Source organism: Streptomyces ochraceiscleroticus (genome assembly GCF_000720485.1).
In the GTDB taxonomy this organism is placed as follows: domain Bacteria; phylum Actinomycetota; class Actinomycetes; order Streptomycetales; family Streptomycetaceae; genus Streptomyces; species Streptomyces ochraceiscleroticus.
In genome coordinates this window covers 389005-404535 of the sequence record NZ_JOAX01000004.1, presented here as the reverse complement: position 1 = coordinate 404535, position 15531 = coordinate 389005, and the positions used below count along the sequence as shown (strand labels likewise).

Below are 15531 nucleotides of genomic sequence, written 5' to 3'. Positions count from 1 at the left end.
ACCATGACCACGAAGACGTTCGTGACGGCGGACGACCTCACGACACTGCTCGGCCCCGCGCTCTACGCGGAACTGGTCGGGCACTTCGCGGCCGGCACCGAAGCGCCCCGCGAGTACACCGAACGCCAGGCGCTGGAATGCCTGCGGTACCTCTACCTGATCTCCAAGTACCCCGAGGAACTCAGCGGGCTCTTCCTCCCCGTCGAGCAGGAAATCGACGAATTCTGGCACTACCTCATCCTGCAGACGCGCGAATACCGGTACCTGTGCGAGGAACGCCTGCCGGGGAAGTTCTTCATCGAACACCGCAGCATCGCGTACGAGGAGTACCAGCAGGAGCCGGGGCGCGAGCAGGCCATCGAAGAGGCGCTGCGCTGGATTCCGCTGTACTGCCGGGAATTCGGCCCCTTCGACGAGGGCGCGCTGCCGCACTGGACCATCGTCCGCTTCCTGCACGAACGGCTGGACATGCCCTTGCGGGAGATCTCCGCACTGGAACCGGCCGGGGGCAGTCACCCATGACGGAACGGACCGGGACCGCCCCGGCGCACGGGCCGCCGGTATTCGCCGTGCCGCCCGTGGCCACCGCGCAGCGGCGCGTACTGACCGTCCTGGTGCTCTCCCAGATCCTCAGCGGCGCGGGCCTGGCCGCCGGCATCACCGTCGGCGCGCTGCTCGCCGAGGAAATGCTCGGCTCCACGGGGTCGGCGGGCCTGCCCAGCGCCCTGTTCACCGGCGGATCCGCCGTCGGCGCCGTCGCCGTCGGCCGGCTGTGCCAGCGCTGGGGCCGGCGCCCCGGCCTCGCGCTGGGCTACGGCGTGGGCGCGCTCGGCAGCCTCGGCGTCGTCGTGGCCGCCGCCACCGGCGATGTAGCACTGCTCTTCGTCTCGCTCACGGTCTACGGCGCGGGCACGGCCACCAACCTGATGGCCCGTTATGCCGGGGCCGACCTGGCGGCGCCCGAGCGGCGCGGCCGGGCGGTGAGCACCGTACTGATGGCCACCACGCTCGGCGCGGTGGCGGGCCCGCTGCTGGTGACCGCCACGGGCGAGGTCGCGCACGGCTGGGGCATCCCGCGCCTGGCGGGCCCGTTCGCGCTGGCCACCGTCGCCTTCGCGGCAGCCGCCGTCCTCCTCGGCACGCTGCTCCGCCCCGACCCGCTGCGGCTGGCACGCACCTTGGCCGATGCGGCCGATGCGACCGACCGAGCGGCGGCAGCCCCCGCGCAGAGTACGCCCGCCCGCCCCGACCGGCCCCGCCTCCTCGCCGGTACCTCCGTCATGGTGATCGGCCAGCTCGCAATGATCGCGATCATGACCATGACGCCGGTCCACATGCGGGCGCACGGCCACAGCACCGGGGCCGCCGGGCTGGTCATCGCCCTCCACGTCGCGGCGATGTTCCTGCCCTCCCCGCTGACCGGGCTCCTCGTCGACCGGGCCGGGCGGCTGCCGGTCGCGGCCGCGTCCGGCGTGACACTGTGCGCGGCCGGCGCCGTGGCGGCCCTGGCACCGGCCGACTCCGTACCGGCGCTCGCCGCCGCACTCGTCCTGCTCGGCCTCGGCTGGAACTTCGGCCTGATCAGCGGCACGGCCCTGGTCACCGACGCCCTGCCGGCGGCCACCCGCGCCCGTACGCAGGGCCTGCTGGACGTGGCCCTCGCCGTCGCCGGGGCCACCGGCGGGCTGTCCTCCGGAGTGGTCGTCGTGGCGGGCGGTTTCCCGCTGCTGGCCCTGGCCGGTGGAGCGCTGGCGCTGGCGATCGTGCCCGTGCTGGCGCTGACCGTACGGCGGCCCCGGCTACACCCCGGCGCGCCCGAGAAGAGCTCCTGACATGACCGGAACACACGGCACACGCGCCCGGTCGCCACCGACTACCCGGTCCTTCCGGAACACCATGCGTCCGGACCAGCCACACCGCCTCCGCACGGCAACGACCCCTCGCGATCCGCTTTCGCCACGCACTCAGTGGCACCCTCAGTAACAGGAGAGACCTCCTCGTGGAGACCTTCATCCAGCAGGCCCGGAGCCTCAACGCCCGTATCGCCGACCGTCCTGAGGAACGGGAGAGCTTCGGCCGGTTCGCCGCCGGCCAGTCGCCGCTCGCCCTGTTCATCACCTGCTCCGACTCCAGGGTCGTACCGTCTTTCATCACCGGCGCACGGCCCGGCGAGCTCTTCGAACTGCGGACGGCCGGCAACGCCGTCCCCGCCTACCGGGAAGACATGACGGCCTGTGCGGAGGCCGCGACCATCGAGTACGCGATGCGCGTCCTGAAGGTCGCCGACATCGTCGTCTGCGGCCACTCGCACTGCGGCGCCGTCGGTGCCCGGGCACGCGCCGAGGACCTGAACGACGCGCCCTGCGTACGGGACTGGCTCGCCGAGCAGTTCTCCGCCGACCTGCCCCTGGACGACACCCCGGCGGTGGCCGGCGCCGTCCAGCGCCACGTCCGCGAACAGCTCGACCGGCTGCGCGCCTACCCCAGTGTCCGCGAGCGCATGGACGCCGGTGAAGTAACGCTGCACGGCTGGTTCTACGAGGTGCACACCGGCCTCGTCATGGCGCACGACCAGGAGACGGACGCCTTCCTCCCGCTCTGACCGCTCACCCCGGGGCCCCGCCCGGTCTGCCGGCCGGGCGGGACCCGTAGGGGACGGGGCCGTGTGTCAGGCGTGGTCCGCCGGTTCACGGCTGCCGCTCTTGGCCAGGCCCCGGCTCAGCAGGTAGCCGATGCTGAGCAGGGTGACATACAGCCATGCCCGGTCGGCCGGGAAGCGGTCCACGATGCCGTTACCGCTGCCCACCACGGCGGAGGCGACGAGGACGGCCACCACGGCGGCCATGAAGACGAAGAACTCGGTGGTCTTGAAGGACGGTTTGGTCTCGGTGTGCGCGGGGCGCGCGGCGGTACGGCTACTCCTCGGCATACCGGATTCCGAGTACCCGGGGGACGAAGCGGCGGTCATGGTGCGCCTGCTTTCTCACGAGGGTCACCCGGCGGTCGCCGGGTGCGGCGCACGCGTACCCGGGCGGCGCACACGAGAACGCCGTCCGTCCGCCGCCCGCTGTCCCCCGGAAGCTGTCGGCCAGTAGCCCACCCGCCGGAAGACACCCCTGTGAAGCAACAGACCGACGTGGCCCCCCACCGGGACCAGAGAGACACCAGTCCACCCGTCTGCCCCCGTCCCACCCCCCGACTTTGGCCGGAACACACCGCCCTTCACGCCGACGCGGCGCCTCTCACGCGGAGTCCGTGGGGTCGTTGTTCGCGGTGAGGCGTAGGCCGCCGCGGAGTACCGAGGCTGCTACTTCGGTGATGCCGCGGCCGGTGGCGAATGCTTCCGCGCGCAGGCGGGAGAGGGCGGCGGGGAGGGGGATGCCGAGCTGGACGGCGATCATGCCGGTGGCCTGGTGGACCTCGGCGCGGTGGAGGTGCACCAGGCCGGCGGTTCCCGGCGGGGTGTGCGCCGCGTCTCCGGGGGACGGCGATGGCAGCCGCTTGCGCAGGAGGAAGTCGGTCAGTGCGTCACAGAGCGTCAGGGCGTGCTCGATGCTCTCCCCGCTCATCATTCCCGGCCGGTGGCGATGGCCGGTCAGGGCGCCCACCTTCAGGGAGCCCAGCCGTAGCGGAAAGGCGAAGACCGCCCGGACGCCGAGCTGGGTGACGGCCGGCAGGAAGCCCGCCCAGCGCGCCGCCGGCGCCGAACGCACGTCGGCCACCAGGCAGATCGCGCCCGCCCGCGCGGCTTCCAGGCTGGGGCCCTCGCCCAGGGTGAACTGCAGGTCCTCCAGCCGTGCGCTGACCTCCTCGCTGAACCAGATCAGCTCCGGTTCCCCGACGAGCAAGGAGGCGGCCAGCCCGTCCAGGCCCAGCGCGGCTGCTGCCTCCCCTGCCCACTGCGCGGCGAAATCCGCCTCGCGGCCCTGTGCCAGAACGGCGACCAAGTCCTTGACGGTGCTCTCCACCATGTCGCAGCGCCCCCTCTGAGCCGTACCGTGCCGCTCCTGAGCCGGCATCTCCCACCCCGGTCCGGCTGGTCGATGCATCGGCCATGCGACGTCGTCAGCGTCCACCCCGCGTCGGCCCGGGCACAAGCGCCAGGTTGCGTGGTCTTGACGCCCCCGCTCGCGCTGGGCTCCCCGGCGCCGAGGGAGGCCCGCGTCCGGGTTCACCCGTGCGGGTGGAGCGCGATCGTATTGTCACCGTGCCGCGGCCGCGCGACTTCCGGCATGTATCCGCTCATGTGGGACACTCGTCTTGTATCACATGCCTGTAGTTCACAGCGTGGGGCCGACAAGCGGCCACCACCGGGGAATGTCCGTGGAGCTTTCCGTGGATGTCCGTGCGACAGGTGATCGGAGGAGCGATGTCCACGGGCACCGGGCGGCTGGCCGTCAGCGTTCTCACGCAGTGCGACGCCTGCGCCGTGCTGCGCGTCCGCGGCGAGCTCGACCATGCCTCGGAGGAGGCGTTCCTCTCCTCCACCGGCGTCGTCCTCGCCGACGGATACCGCTATCTCGTCCTGGACGTGGCCGCGCTCACCTTTTGCGACTCCCGTGGCCTGAACTGCCTGCTCGCCCTGCACTGGCTTCTGCGTCGCCGGGAGGGCGCCCTGCTGCTCGCGTGCGCCGGCCGCCGCCTCTCCGACCTGCTGCGTCATACCGGCAGCGACAAGCTCTTCCCGCAGCACGCCACCGTCAGTCAGGCCCTCGCCTCCCTCCCCGCCGAGCACCGCCCCACCTGGCCGCCGCTGCCCGGACGGTAGCCGCCCCGGCCGCCCCGGCCGTCGTGACGTGGCTCACCCGTCCTGCGGAAAACACTCGCCGCCCGCGCCCCGTATCCCCCGTCGTCGCGCGCACCAGCACGACACGACAGGACACGGCGCAACACGGACGGAGTACGTCAATGGGCGAGACGATGGGCGAGGCGATGGGCGAGCAGGGGAGCCGGCGGACAGGCAGTCGCCGGGGAGTCGCGCGGGCCGGGCTCGGCCTGGCGGTGGGCGTCGGCGCCGCACTGCTGCTGGCCGCGTGCGGCGGCGGGGAAGCGGGGGACGACGCGGCGAAGAAGGGCTCCTCGGCCAAGCCCTCGGCGACGGCCCCGTCCGAGGGCGGGAAGCAGGACGCCCGGCTGGCCACCCGGACGACCGAGCTGGGCAAGGTGCTGACCGATGGCCGCGGCCACACGCTGTACACCTTCGACAAGGACACCGCGAAGTCCTCGGCCTGTACCGGGAAGTGCGCCACGCTGTGGCCGCCGGTGACCGGGACCCCGCAGGGCGGTGCCGGTCTCCCCGAGGACACGGGCACGCTGCAGCGGCCCGACGGCGCCACTCAGGCCACGTACGACGGCCACGCGCTGTACCGCTTCGCCAAGGACACGGCCCCCGGCAAGACCGCCGGTGACGGCGTCAAGGGAGTGTGGCACGCCGTGGTGATCACCCCGGCCTCCGGCAACTGACGGCGGGGAGCGGACATGACTGACGAAACTGCAGCGGCCCCACCCGGCGATTCAGCGGACCCGCCCCGCAAGGAATGGAGCCGCCGGAGCGCCCTGCTCGGGCTCGCGGCGATCGGCGGCGCCGGCACGGCGGGCATCGGCGGACTCGCCTACGCCGGCGGCCGGTTCCCCGCCGACCGGCTGACACCGGCCCGGTTCGCGGACCGCTTCGAGCAGGTCTACGGGAAGCACGCCGGGTTCCGGCGCAACCACGCGAAGGGCGTGAGCGCCGCCGGGTACTTCACCGCCGACGGAGCGGGTACCGAGGTATCCAGGGCCACCGTCTTCGCGCCCGGGCGCACCCCCGTGACCGGCCGGTTCTCCCTGTCGGGCGGGCTGCCGGACGCGCCCGACACCGCCCCCACCGTCCGGGGGCTCGGACTGCTCTTCCACCTGCCGGACGGCGAGCAGTGGCGCACCGCGATGATCAACCTTCCGGTCTTCCTGGACCGCACTCCGCAGGGCTTCTATGCGCGGATGCTCGCGGCCAGACCCCTCCCGGCAACGGGCAAGCCGGACCCGGAGAAGATGGCCGCCTTTCTCGCCGAATACCCCGAAACGGCCAAGGCGATGGCCGTCGTCAAGCGGCACCCGCCCACCTCCGGCTTCCACGACAGCACCTACAACGCCCTGAACGCCTTCCGCTGCACCAATGAAGCGGGCGACACCGTCCCCGTGCGCTGGTCGCTGAAGCCGGCCGGGCCGGTCGGCGCCGGCAGTACCACCGCACCGCCGGGCCGCGACCACCTCTTCGACGCGCTGATCGCCAAGGTCGCGCGGGAACCCCTGCGTTGGCGGTTGGTACTGACGGTCGGCAGGCCCGGTGACCCCACGGACGACGCCACCCTGCCGTGGCCCGGCGACCGCCGCACGATCGACGCCGGAACGCTGACGATCGACTCCGTACAGACCGAGGCGGCCGGCAACGCCCGGGACGTCAACTTCGACCCGCTGATCCTCCCGGACGGGATAGCGGCGTCGGACGACCCGCTGCTCAGCGCCCGTTCGGCGGTGTACTCCCAGTCGTTCACCCGCAGAGCGGGCGAGCCGAAGACACCGAGCCCGGTCGACGTCACGAAGGAGCGGCGATGAGCGGAACGGAGAAGTTCGGCGTCCTCGCCCGTCTGCTGCACTGGGGAATGGCGGTCATGGTCGTCGCCATGCTGTTCATCGGCGCCGCCATGGTGGCCTCCCCGACCGCCTACGACGCGCTGCAGGACGTCCACCGGCCGCTCGGGATGCTGATCCTCGTCTTCACGGTGGTGCGGTTCGTGAACCGGCTCCGGCACCGGCCGCCGGCCCTCCCACCGGCCATGGGCCGGTGGGAACGCGCGGCGGCGAAGGGATCGGAGTACCTGCTCTACGCCCTGATGTTCACGCTGCCGCTGATCGGCTGGGGCATGCTGTCGGCGGCCGGATACCCCATCGTGCTGTACGGGCCGCTGCGCCTCCCGGGCCTCCTGCCGTCCGACCCGGCCCTCTACGCGGTGCTGCGGCAGACGCACACGGTACTGGCGTACCTGCTCTTCGCGGCCTTCCTGACGCACGCGTGCGCGGTGCTGTTCCACACCCTCGTCCTGCGTGACCGGCTCCTCGGCCGTATGACGTTCAGGCGAGAGTGACCTCGACCGGCAGCTTCTTGATGCCGTTGACGAAGTTCGAGCGGACACGGGGGACTTCGCCGGTGACGCGGATGTCGGCGATCCGCGGGATCAGCTCCTCGAACATGATGCGCATCTCGGTACGGGCGAGGAGGTTGCCCAGGCACAGGTGCGGGCTGCCCTTGCCGAAGGTGAGGTGGTCGTTGTTCTCGCGGGCCACGTCGAAGTCGTAGGGGTTGCCGAAGACCTGCTCGTCGCGGTTGCCGGAGGCGTACCACATGACGACCTTGTCGCCTTCCTTGACGCGCTTGCCGCCGAGCTCGACGTCGCGGGTGGCGGTGCGGCGGAAGTGGTACACGGGCGAGGCCCAGCGCAGGAACTCCTCGACCGCCGTGGGGATGAGCGAGGGGTCCTTGCGTAGCCGGTCGAGCTGGTCGGGGTTGTTGATCAGCGCGAGCATGGCGTGCGTGATGGAGTGCCGGGTGGTCTCGTTGCCGGCGACGACGAGCAGCAGGAAGTAGTTGTCGAAGTCCTGGGCGGAGAGCGGGACGCCGTCGCGCGGGGTCTGGTTGACCAGCCGGGAGATCAGGTCGGTGCCGTCGCCGCCGCGCCGCTGCCGGGCCAGCTCGCGTCCGTACTCGAAGACCTCCAGGGAGGCGGGGGAGCGGAACGGCAGGTCGCGGTACCGCTCGCTCTCCTCGCTCTCCAGCAGCACATCGGCGTAGTCGGGGTCGGTGTGGCCGATGATGCGGTTGCCCCAGTCGATGAGCTGCTGGTTGTCCTCCGGCGGCACGTCCAGCAGCCGGGCGAGGACGTTGATGGGGAAGTCGGCGGAGACCTCGCGCACGAAGTCGAAGCTGCCCTTGGTGAGCGCGGCGTCCAGCGTCTTCGCGGTCAGGCCGCGCAGGAAGTCCGCGTACTGGTTGATGACGCTCGCGCCGAACTGGCGCTGCAGCAGGCTGCGCATGGCACGGTGGCGCACGCCGTCCAGCTCCAGGATCGAGGCGCGCTTCTTGATCTGGTCCTCGTCGACCTCTTCGAGGTTGACGAACTTGGTGGAGGTGAAGGTCTCCGCGTCCCGGTCGACGCGCGCGATGTCCGCGTGCCGGGTGACCGACCAGAAGCCGGAGTTGGGCACCTCCTCCGGCTGCCAGTGGACCGGGTCCTGGTGGCGCAGGGTGTGGAACATCCGCCACGGGGTGACGCCGTCGGTGAAGTTGTCCAGGTCGGCGAGGTTCACCTCGTCCAGGGGGAGCGGCTCGTGGACGTCGGGCAGGGTGCTGGTCATCAGTGGCTCCTTGCGGGTGCGGATGGGCGCGTGGGTCAGAGGTGGTACGCGTACTCGGTGAACTCCCAGTCCGTGACGTACTGCTGGAAGCGGGCGACCTCGTCGCGCTTGTAGGCGAGGAGGGCCGAGGCGAAACCCTTGCCGAGGACCGCGGTGAGCGCGGTGTCGGCCTCGAAGGCGTCGAGCGCCGCGGGCAGTGTCATCGGCAGGGTCGCGGCCTTGGTGGTGTCGTAGCCGTAGCCCTCCAGGGGTGCGGGCGGCTCCTGGCAGGCCCGCACGCCGAGCAGCGCGGCCGCGAGGGTGCCCGCGAGCAGGAGGTACGGGTTGGCACTGGCGTCCGCGAGCCGCAGCTCGAAGCGGGCGCCCGCGCCGCGCTCGGGCGGGATGCGGACCATGGCGCTGCGGTTGTCCAGGCCCCAGTCGATCAGCCAGGGGGCGAGGGTGTCGGGCCCGAACCGCTTGTAGGAGTTGACCGTGGGGTTGAGCAGTGCGGTCAGTGCGGGGGCGTGGGCGAGGACGCCGGCGATCGCGTGCCGGGCCGTGGCGGAGAGCCCGTGCGGCGCGGCGGGGTCGTCGAAGGTGTTGCGGCCTTCGCCGTCCCGGCAGGAGACGTGGACGTGGAAGCCCGAACCGCCCTCGTCGCTGAAGGGCTTGGCCATGAAGGTGGCCAGCCGGCCTTCGGTGCGGGCGAGTTCCTTGACGGCGGCCTTGAAGCGGAAGGCCCGGTCGGCGGCGTCGAGTGCGGGGGAGTGGGTCAGATTGATCTCGAACTGGCCCGGGCTGAACTCGTGGTTGCCCATGCTGACGCCGATGCCGAGGTCGCGCAACTGCCGCAAAGTACGCAGCAGATGGCCGTCCGGGTCGCCGCGGCGGCCCGCGGTGTAGACATTGCCGGGGGCCTCGGCGTACCGCTTCCAGCCCGAGGGCGAGCCCGGGTCCGGGTCGCACAGGAAGTACTCCAGCTCCGGGCCGACCACCGGGGTCAGCCCCTCCTCGGTGCACTGGGCGAGCACGTGGCGGAGCAGGTCGCGGGGGGATTCGGGGGCGGGTGAGCCGGTGGCGGGGTCGAGGACGTCGCCGAGGCACCAGGCGACGCCCGGCTCCCAGGGGAGCGGGGCCAGCGTGCTCAGGTCCGGGCGGACGGCGATGTCGGGCAGGCCGGCGTCCAGGCCGCCCGCGACCTCGACGACGTCGCCCTGCGGGCTGGTGTGGTAGACGGCCCGGCAGAAGGCGAGGCCGTGGTCGCACGCCGAGGGCAGGTGTTCCAGCAGGACGTCGCGGGCGCGGTCGGTGCCGATGAGATCGGGATACGCGACGCGGATGACGTCGATGCCGTCGGCGGCCAGTCGATCCATGTGCTGTCGGATCTCGGGGAAATCGGGAGCGCTCACCAGTGTCTCCTCGGAGGGGCGGGAACGGTGGCGGGGAAGGACCGGGGCCGCGCTGAGTGAGGCCCTGCCAGTCATTTGACGCCAAACGGTAGGGAACGGCGGAGGGCCCCGCAAGAGGCGGGCGGAAAAAATTTATCCATGCGGATAGGTGTTGACCAGGAGTCGTGGTCTTCCTATGTTGTTTGACACCAAACGACTTATGGGTTCCACCACCAGGAGGCCGGCCATGAAGGTCGTCGTCGACATGAACAAGTGCCAGGACCACGGCCAGTGCGTCTTCGCAGCCCCCGACGTCTTCCACCTCGACGCGGACGGGCACCTCGGCTACGTCAGCGACCCCGACGACGCGCTGCGCGAGGACGTCGAGGAAGCCGCCGACGTGTGCCCGCTGCAAGCCATCCGGATCGAGGACTGAGCGATGGCCGCCCGCATCGTGGTGGCCGGCGCCTCCATGGCCGGCCTGCGCGCCGCCGAGCAGCTCCGCGCCGCCGGCTTCACCGGCGCGATCACCCTGATCGGCGACGAGCCGCACATGCCGTACAACCGCCCGCCGCTCTCCAAGGAAGTCCTCGCGGGCAAGGCGCCCTTCGACTCCCTCGCTTTCCGCCCCCGCGCGAGCGTCGCCGACGTGGAATGGCGCCTCGGTACCCGAGTGACCGCCGCCCGGCTCGCCGAGCGGACCGTGGAACTGGCGGACGGCGAGCGACTGGCCTTCGACGGCCTGGTGATCGCCACCGGCATGCGGCCCCGGCGGTTGCGCTGCTCCGGCCCCGCCGCCGGCCGCCACACCGTCCGCACACTCGCCGACGCCCAGGGCCTGCGCGCCGCACTGACCCGGCCCGGCGTCCGGGTCGTCGTGGTCGGCGCCGGCTTCATCGGCTGCGAGGTCGCCGCCACCGCCGTCGGCCTCGGCGCCGCGGAGGTCACCGTCGTCGACACCGAACCGCTGCCGATGCTGCGGCCCCTCGGCGAGCTGCCCGCCCGGCTGCTGCTCCGACGCCACGAGGAACGCGGCGTACGCTTCGCGCTCGGTACCGGCGTCACCGCCTTCGAAGGCGACGCGCACGTCACCGGTGTCGTGCTCGGCGATGGCAGGGTGCTCCCCGCCGATGTCGTGGTCGAGGCGGTCGGCTCGGTGGCCAACACCGAATGGCTGGCCGGCAACGGCCTGGACCTGACCGACGGCGTACTCACCGACGCACTGCTGCGGGCCGGCGGCCTGCCGTACGCGGTCGCCGTCGGGGACGTCGCCCGCTTCCCCAACGCCCGCTACGACGGCGTCCCGCGCCGCGTCGAGCACTGGTCGATCCCCGGCGACACTGCCAAGCGCGCCGCCAGGACCCTAGCCGCCCACCTCGCCGGCGCCGATCCCGACCCCGCCCCCTTCGCGCCGTTCCCCACCTTCTGGAGCGACCAGCACGACTTCCGGCTGCAGTCCTTCGGCGCCCCGTCCCTCGGCCTGGACGACATCCGCGTCCTGGCCGGCGACCCGGACGGCGGCCCCGCCGGTGACGCCGTCATGGGCTATCACGCCGACGGCCGGCTGGTCGGCGTCCTCGCCCTCGGCGGCCCGGCCGCCGCCTCCGGCGCCGCCCGTTACCGCGCCGAACTGCTCCAGCAGCCGGCCCCCAGCACCCAGCACGCCTGAAGGAGTCCGACCACCATGGCCAGCGTCCGCGGTTACTTCCACCCCAAGACGGCGACCGGTAACGCCTCGCTCATCCCCACGCCCCCCTGGCACTACTCCGGCGACCTCCTCACCGTCGAGTACCGCACCGACCCCGCGCGCGTCCGCGAGCTGCTGCCCGAACCGCTCGGACTCGCCGAGGAGGACCCCGGCGCCGTCGCCCTCATCTGGGCCGACTGGCAGTCCTGCGCGGCCTCGGGGGAAGAACTGCTCGACCCCGTACGCGCCCAGTACAAGGAAGCCTTCGCGGTCGTCCGCTGCTCCTACAAGGGCCGTACGTACTCCCGCTGCGTGTACATCTGGGTCGACAAGGACTTCGCGATCGCCCGCGGGCTGCACCAGGGCTACCCGAAGAAGCTCGGCTCGATCCACCAGACCCGCCCGCACCCCTACGGACCGGCGCCGCGCATCGAAGCGGGCGCCCGCTTCGGCGCCACGCTCGCTGCCGCTGACCGGCGCCTCGCGCAGGCCGTCGTGACGCTGCGCGAGGAGTCCGAGAGCAACGGCTTCGTCAACGGCCACCCGATGGCCCACCACCGCTGGCTGCCGTCCATCGAGCCCGGCAAGGGCCTCGCCCTGGACGAGCTGATCGAGAGCGGTGCAGCGTCCTTCGAGGCGGGCCCCGCCTGGCGCGGCGACGCCGAACTGGAGCTGTTCGAGGCGCCCACCGAGGAGCTGGCCCGGCTGGAGATCCGCGAGCCGATCGCCGCGTACTACCGCCAGGTCGGCGTCGTCTGGAACGGCGGCACCCTCCTGGAGTCCGGCACCTCCGCCGCCGAGTGACCGACACCCTTCGACCTCCTCCGACCTCTGGGAGACCGGACATGACCGCACACCGCATCACCGTCGCCGGCGTCGCCGTCGACACCCGGCACTGGATCGGCGGCGCGCGCGTCGCCTCCGCCGCCACCTTCACCGATGTCTCGCCGGTCGACGGCGCGGCCCTGGGCGAGATCGCCCGCGGCACCGCGACGGAGGCCGAAGCGGCCGTCGCCGCCGCGCAGGAGGCGTTCCCCGGCTGGGCCGCCACCCCGCGCGCCGAACGCGCCCGCATCCTGCACGCCATCGCCGACGGCGTCGAGAAGCGCATCGAGGACCTGGCGATCGTCGAGACCACCGACAACGGCGCGCTGCTGCGCTCGCACCGCCGCGGCGTGATGCCCCGCGTGGCGCACAACTTCCGCTTCTTCGCCGACTGGCTGCTGACGCTGGAACACGAGGACTTCGAGACGCGGGGCCACACCAACCACGTCTCCTGGGACCCGGCGGGCCCCTGCGTGCTGATCACGCCGTGGAACGCGCCGCTGATGCTCGCGACCTGGAAGATCGCCCCGGCGCTCGCCGCCGGCAACACGGTGGTCCTCAAGCCCGCCGAGTGGACCCCGCTCACCGCCTCGCTCCTCGCCGACATCGCGCACGAGGCGGGCCTGCCCGCCGGCGTTTTCAACATCGTCCAGGGATACGGAGCCGAGGCGGGCAGCGCCCTGGTCGCCCACCCCGACGTGCGCCGCATCAGCTTCACCGGCTCGGTCCCCACCGCGAAGACCATCGCGGCCGCCGCTGCCGCGCACCTGGTACCGACCAGCTTCGAGCTCGGCGGCAAGTCCCCGCTGCTGGTCTTCGGCGACGCCGACCTGGACCTCGCCGTCGACCTGGCGGTGGAGCAGTACGACAACGCCGGACAGGTCTGCCTGGCCGCGACCCGCCTCCTCGTCGAGTCCTCGGTCGCCGAGGAGTTCACCCGCCGCTTCATTGCGAAGGCAGCGCGGCTGCGGCAGGGCGATCCGCGCGACGAGGCCACCGACATCGGGCCCAACATCCACCCCCGCCAGCTGGAGAAGATCGACGGCTTCGTGCGGCGGGCGCTCGCCGCCGGGGCGCGCGCGGTCATCGGCGGACACCGCGAGGACGGCCAGTACTACGCGCCGACGCTCCTCACCGACGTCGCCCAGGACTCCGAGATCGTCCAGGAGGAGGTCTTCGGCCCGGTCCTCACCCTGCAGACCTTCGACACGGAGGAGGAAGCGGTCCGGCTCGCCAACGACACCCGCTTCGGCCTCGCCGCGACCGTCGCCACCGGCGACCAGGAGCGCGCCGAGCGCGTCACCGGGCAGCTCGTCGCCGGCACCGTCTGGGTCAACTGCTTCTTCGTCCGTGACCTCCAGGCCCCCTTCGGCGGCTCCCGAGAGTCCGGCGTCGGCCGCGAGGGCGGCACCTGGAGCTTCGACTTCTACTGCGACCTCAAGAACACCGTCACCTCGCCGAAGGGTTGGCGCGACCATGGGTGAGATCGTCGGCGCCGGGCTGCTCGCCCACGTCCCCACCATCGTGCTGCCGGAGGAGACCCGGCGGGAGCTGAACGAGGGCAAGGAGATCACCCTCGTCACCGGCCTGCACCAGCTCCGCGAGGACGTCTTCGAGGCCGCCGACTACGACACCGTCGTCGTCCTGGACTCGCACTGGGCCACCACCGTCGAATTCGTCGTCACCGCCCAGCAGCGCCGGGCCGGCCTCTTCACCTCCGAAGAGCTGCCGCGCGGCATGTGCCGGATGCCGTACGACTTCCCCGGTGACCCCGAACTGGCCGCGAACATCGCACAGTTCGCCGACAAGCACGGCACCTGGATCACCCCGATCGACGATGACTATCTGCCGATCTACTACGCCACGATCAACCTCTGGAAGCACCTCGGCGAGGGCCTGCCCGACAAGAAGTGGGTCTCCATCGGGGTCTGCCAGACCGGCGACATGGAGGACCACCTGCGGCTGGGCCGCGCCCTCGCCGACGGCATCGCCGCCACCGAGGGCCGCAAGGTCCTGGTGATCGCCTCCGGCGCCCTCTCGCACACCTTCTGGCCGCTGCGGCAGCTCCGCGACCACGAGGCCAGCGACCCCGTCCACATCTTCAGCCCCGAGGCACGCGCCGCCGACGAGCAGCGCATCGCCTGGTTCAAGGACGGCCGCCACGACGAAGTGCTGCGCACCATGCCGGACTTCTGGACGTACAAGCCCGAGGCGAAGTTCTTCCACTACCTGATGCTGGCCGGCGCGCTGGGCGAGGCGGCCTGCACCGCCCGCGGGCGCCAGTACGGGGAGTACGAGAACTCCGTCGGCACCGGCCAGGTCCATCTGTGGTTCGACCGTCCCGCGGACGGCTGGACCGCGCCCCGCCCCTCCAAGGAGACCACCCATGCCTGAGTACCGCCGCATCCTCCTCGACGGCGCCGTCGTCGAGACCGTCCGCGAGGGCGAGGAGCTGGTGGCCGGTGACGGCCGCCGCGTCAAGGCCGACGACGCCCGGCACCTGCCGCCCGTCGTCCCCTCCAAGATCGTCGCGGTCCACCTCAACCACCGCAGCCGGGTCGAGGAGTTCCAGATCAAGCTGTCCGCGACCCCCACCTACTTCCACAAGCCCACCTCGGCCCTCAACTCCCACCATGGCGCGATCGTCCGCCCCGAGGGCTGCAAGTGGCTCAACTACGAGGGCGAGGTCGCCATCGTCATCGGCCAGACCGCGCGCAACATCGCACCGGCCGACGCGGGGGAGTACATCGCGGGCTACACCGTCGCCAACGACTACGGCCTGCACGACTTCCGCGACACCGACGCCGGCTCCATGCTCCGCGTCAAGGGCTCCGACACCCTCTGCCCGCTCGGCCCCGGCCTGGTCACCGACTGGGACTTCCGCGGCAAGTACCTCCGTACCTACGTCAACGGCGAACTCGTCCAGGACGGCTCCACCGACGAGATGGAGTGGGACATGCACTACCTCGTCGCCGACATCGCCCGCACCATCACCCTGTACCCCGGCGACGTACTGCTCTCCGGTACACCCGCCAACTCCCGGCCCGTACAGCCCGGCGACGTCGTCGAGGTCGAGGCCGAGGGCCTGGGCCGGCTCACCAACCACATCGTGACCGGCCCGACCGCGATCCGCGGCGACGTCGGCGCCCAGCCCACCGAGTCCGAGGAGGTCCGCTCCACCGCGCTCGGCGGCGACTGGGAGTTCCGCGGCATCCGCCCGCCGAAGCGGGGCTGATGGCCGGCTCGGCGGGCCGCCCG

17 protein-coding genes are annotated in these 15531 nt (G+C 72.0%); 13 read left to right on the top strand and 4 right to left on the bottom strand.

Annotated features, from left to right (window positions below; translation table 11 throughout):
• The first annotated feature begins 3 nt into the window (after positions 1 to 3).
• The 3 genes from IG84_RS0107645 to IG84_RS0107635 all read left to right on the top strand — a co-directional run bounded on the left by IG84_RS0107645 (position 4) and on the right by IG84_RS0107635 (position 2602).
• Positions 4 to 522 (top strand): glycine-rich domain-containing protein, encoded by a 519-nt coding sequence (locus IG84_RS0107645; RefSeq protein ID WP_031052931.1) that lies wholly within the window; start codon positions 4 to 6, stop codon positions 520 to 522.
• Positions 519 to 1832 (top strand): MFS transporter, encoded by a 1314-nt coding sequence (locus tag IG84_RS0107640; RefSeq protein WP_078648666.1) that lies wholly within the window; start codon positions 519 to 521, stop codon positions 1830 to 1832. The genes IG84_RS0107645 and IG84_RS0107640 overlap by 4 nt, the downstream gene beginning before the upstream one ends.
• A gap of 167 nt (positions 1833 to 1999) precedes the next feature.
• Complete coding sequence (locus tag IG84_RS0107635) at positions 2000 to 2602, top strand: carbonic anhydrase (protein ID WP_031052927.1); 603 nt, start codon at positions 2000 to 2002, stop codon at positions 2600 to 2602.
• 66 nt (positions 2603 to 2668) lie between these two features.
• Here the strand turns inward: IG84_RS0107635 and IG84_RS0107630 are convergent, their stop codons facing one another.
• Entirely contained in the window at positions 2669 to 2929 is a 261-nt protein-coding gene (locus IG84_RS0107630) for a hypothetical protein (RefSeq protein ID WP_245659253.1), read from the bottom strand.
• Between the two features lie 313 nt (positions 2930 to 3242).
• Positions 3243 to 3971, bottom strand: coding sequence for an ANTAR domain-containing protein (locus IG84_RS37765; RefSeq protein WP_051861485.1), 729 nt, complete (start codon positions 3969 to 3971; stop codon positions 3243 to 3245).
• A 398-nt stretch (positions 3972 to 4369) separates the two neighbouring features.
• Between IG84_RS37765 and IG84_RS0107620 the strand changes: the two genes are divergently transcribed.
• The 4 genes from IG84_RS0107620 (at position 4370) to IG84_RS0107605 (ending at position 7124) form a co-directional block, all read left to right on the top strand.
• Complete coding sequence (locus tag IG84_RS0107620; RefSeq protein WP_031052921.1) at positions 4370 to 4768, top strand: STAS domain-containing protein; 399 nt, start codon at positions 4370 to 4372, stop codon at positions 4766 to 4768.
• A gap of 140 nt (positions 4769 to 4908) precedes the next feature.
• Positions 4909 to 5463, top strand: coding sequence for a COG4315 family predicted lipoprotein (locus IG84_RS0107615; RefSeq protein WP_211266428.1), 555 nt, complete (start codon positions 4909 to 4911; stop codon positions 5461 to 5463).
• A gap of 15 nt (positions 5464 to 5478) precedes the next feature.
• A complete protein-coding gene (locus tag IG84_RS0107610) occupies positions 5479 to 6594 on the top strand; it encodes a catalase family peroxidase (RefSeq protein WP_031052916.1) in 1116 nt (371 codons plus the stop codon).
• The gene (locus tag IG84_RS0107605; RefSeq protein WP_031052912.1) at positions 6591 to 7124 is read left to right on the top strand and encodes a cytochrome b; all 534 of its coding nucleotides are present in this window, start codon (positions 6591 to 6593) and stop codon (positions 7122 to 7124) included. Before IG84_RS0107610 ends, IG84_RS0107605 begins: the two co-directional genes overlap by 4 nt.
• On the opposite strand, the gene IG84_RS0107600 is transcribed toward IG84_RS0107605, so the two are convergent.
• Both IG84_RS0107600 and IG84_RS0107595 read right to left on the bottom strand, forming a co-directional pair.
• Positions 7111 to 8391 (bottom strand): cytochrome P450, encoded by a 1281-nt coding sequence (locus IG84_RS0107600; protein ID WP_031052911.1) that lies wholly within the window; start codon positions 8389 to 8391, stop codon positions 7111 to 7113. The genes IG84_RS0107605 and IG84_RS0107600 overlap by 14 nt on opposite strands.
• Positions 8392 to 8426: 35 nt before the next feature.
• Complete coding sequence (locus IG84_RS0107595) at positions 8427 to 9746, bottom strand: glutamine synthetase family protein (RefSeq protein ID WP_382467421.1); 1320 nt, start codon at positions 9744 to 9746, stop codon at positions 8427 to 8429.
• Positions 9747 to 10008: 262 nt separating this feature from the next.
• On the opposite strand from IG84_RS0107595, the gene IG84_RS0107590 reads away from it, so the two are divergent.
• The 6 genes from IG84_RS0107590 to IG84_RS0107565 are packed head-to-tail and all read left to right on the top strand — an operon-like array spanning position 10009 to position 15508.
• Positions 10009 to 10197, top strand: coding sequence for a ferredoxin (locus IG84_RS0107590; RefSeq protein ID WP_030255337.1), 189 nt, complete (start codon positions 10009 to 10011; stop codon positions 10195 to 10197).
• Between the two features lie 3 nt (positions 10198 to 10200).
• Positions 10201 to 11430: an NAD(P)/FAD-dependent oxidoreductase gene (locus tag IG84_RS0107585; RefSeq protein WP_031052905.1), complete on the top strand. Its 1230-nt coding sequence runs from the start codon at positions 10201 to 10203 to the stop codon at positions 11428 to 11430.
• A 15-nt stretch (positions 11431 to 11445) separates the two neighbouring features.
• Positions 11446 to 12252 (top strand): acetoacetate decarboxylase family protein, encoded by an 807-nt coding sequence (locus tag IG84_RS0107580; RefSeq protein WP_031052903.1) that lies wholly within the window; start codon positions 11446 to 11448, stop codon positions 12250 to 12252.
• A gap of 41 nt (positions 12253 to 12293) precedes the next feature.
• On the top strand, positions 12294 to 13757 hold the full coding sequence (locus tag IG84_RS0107575) for an aldehyde dehydrogenase (RefSeq protein WP_031052898.1): 1464 nt from the start codon (positions 12294 to 12296) through the stop codon (positions 13755 to 13757).
• On the top strand, positions 13750 to 14667 hold the full coding sequence (locus tag IG84_RS0107570; protein WP_031052893.1) for a 3,4-dihydroxyphenylacetate 2,3-dioxygenase: 918 nt from the start codon (positions 13750 to 13752) through the stop codon (positions 14665 to 14667). Before IG84_RS0107575 ends, IG84_RS0107570 begins: the two co-directional genes overlap by 8 nt.
• On the top strand, positions 14660 to 15508 hold the full coding sequence (locus tag IG84_RS0107565; RefSeq protein ID WP_031052891.1) for a fumarylacetoacetate hydrolase family protein: 849 nt from the start codon (positions 14660 to 14662) through the stop codon (positions 15506 to 15508). The genes IG84_RS0107570 and IG84_RS0107565 overlap by 8 nt, the downstream gene beginning before the upstream one ends.
• The last annotated feature ends 23 nt before the right edge of the window (positions 15509 to 15531 follow it).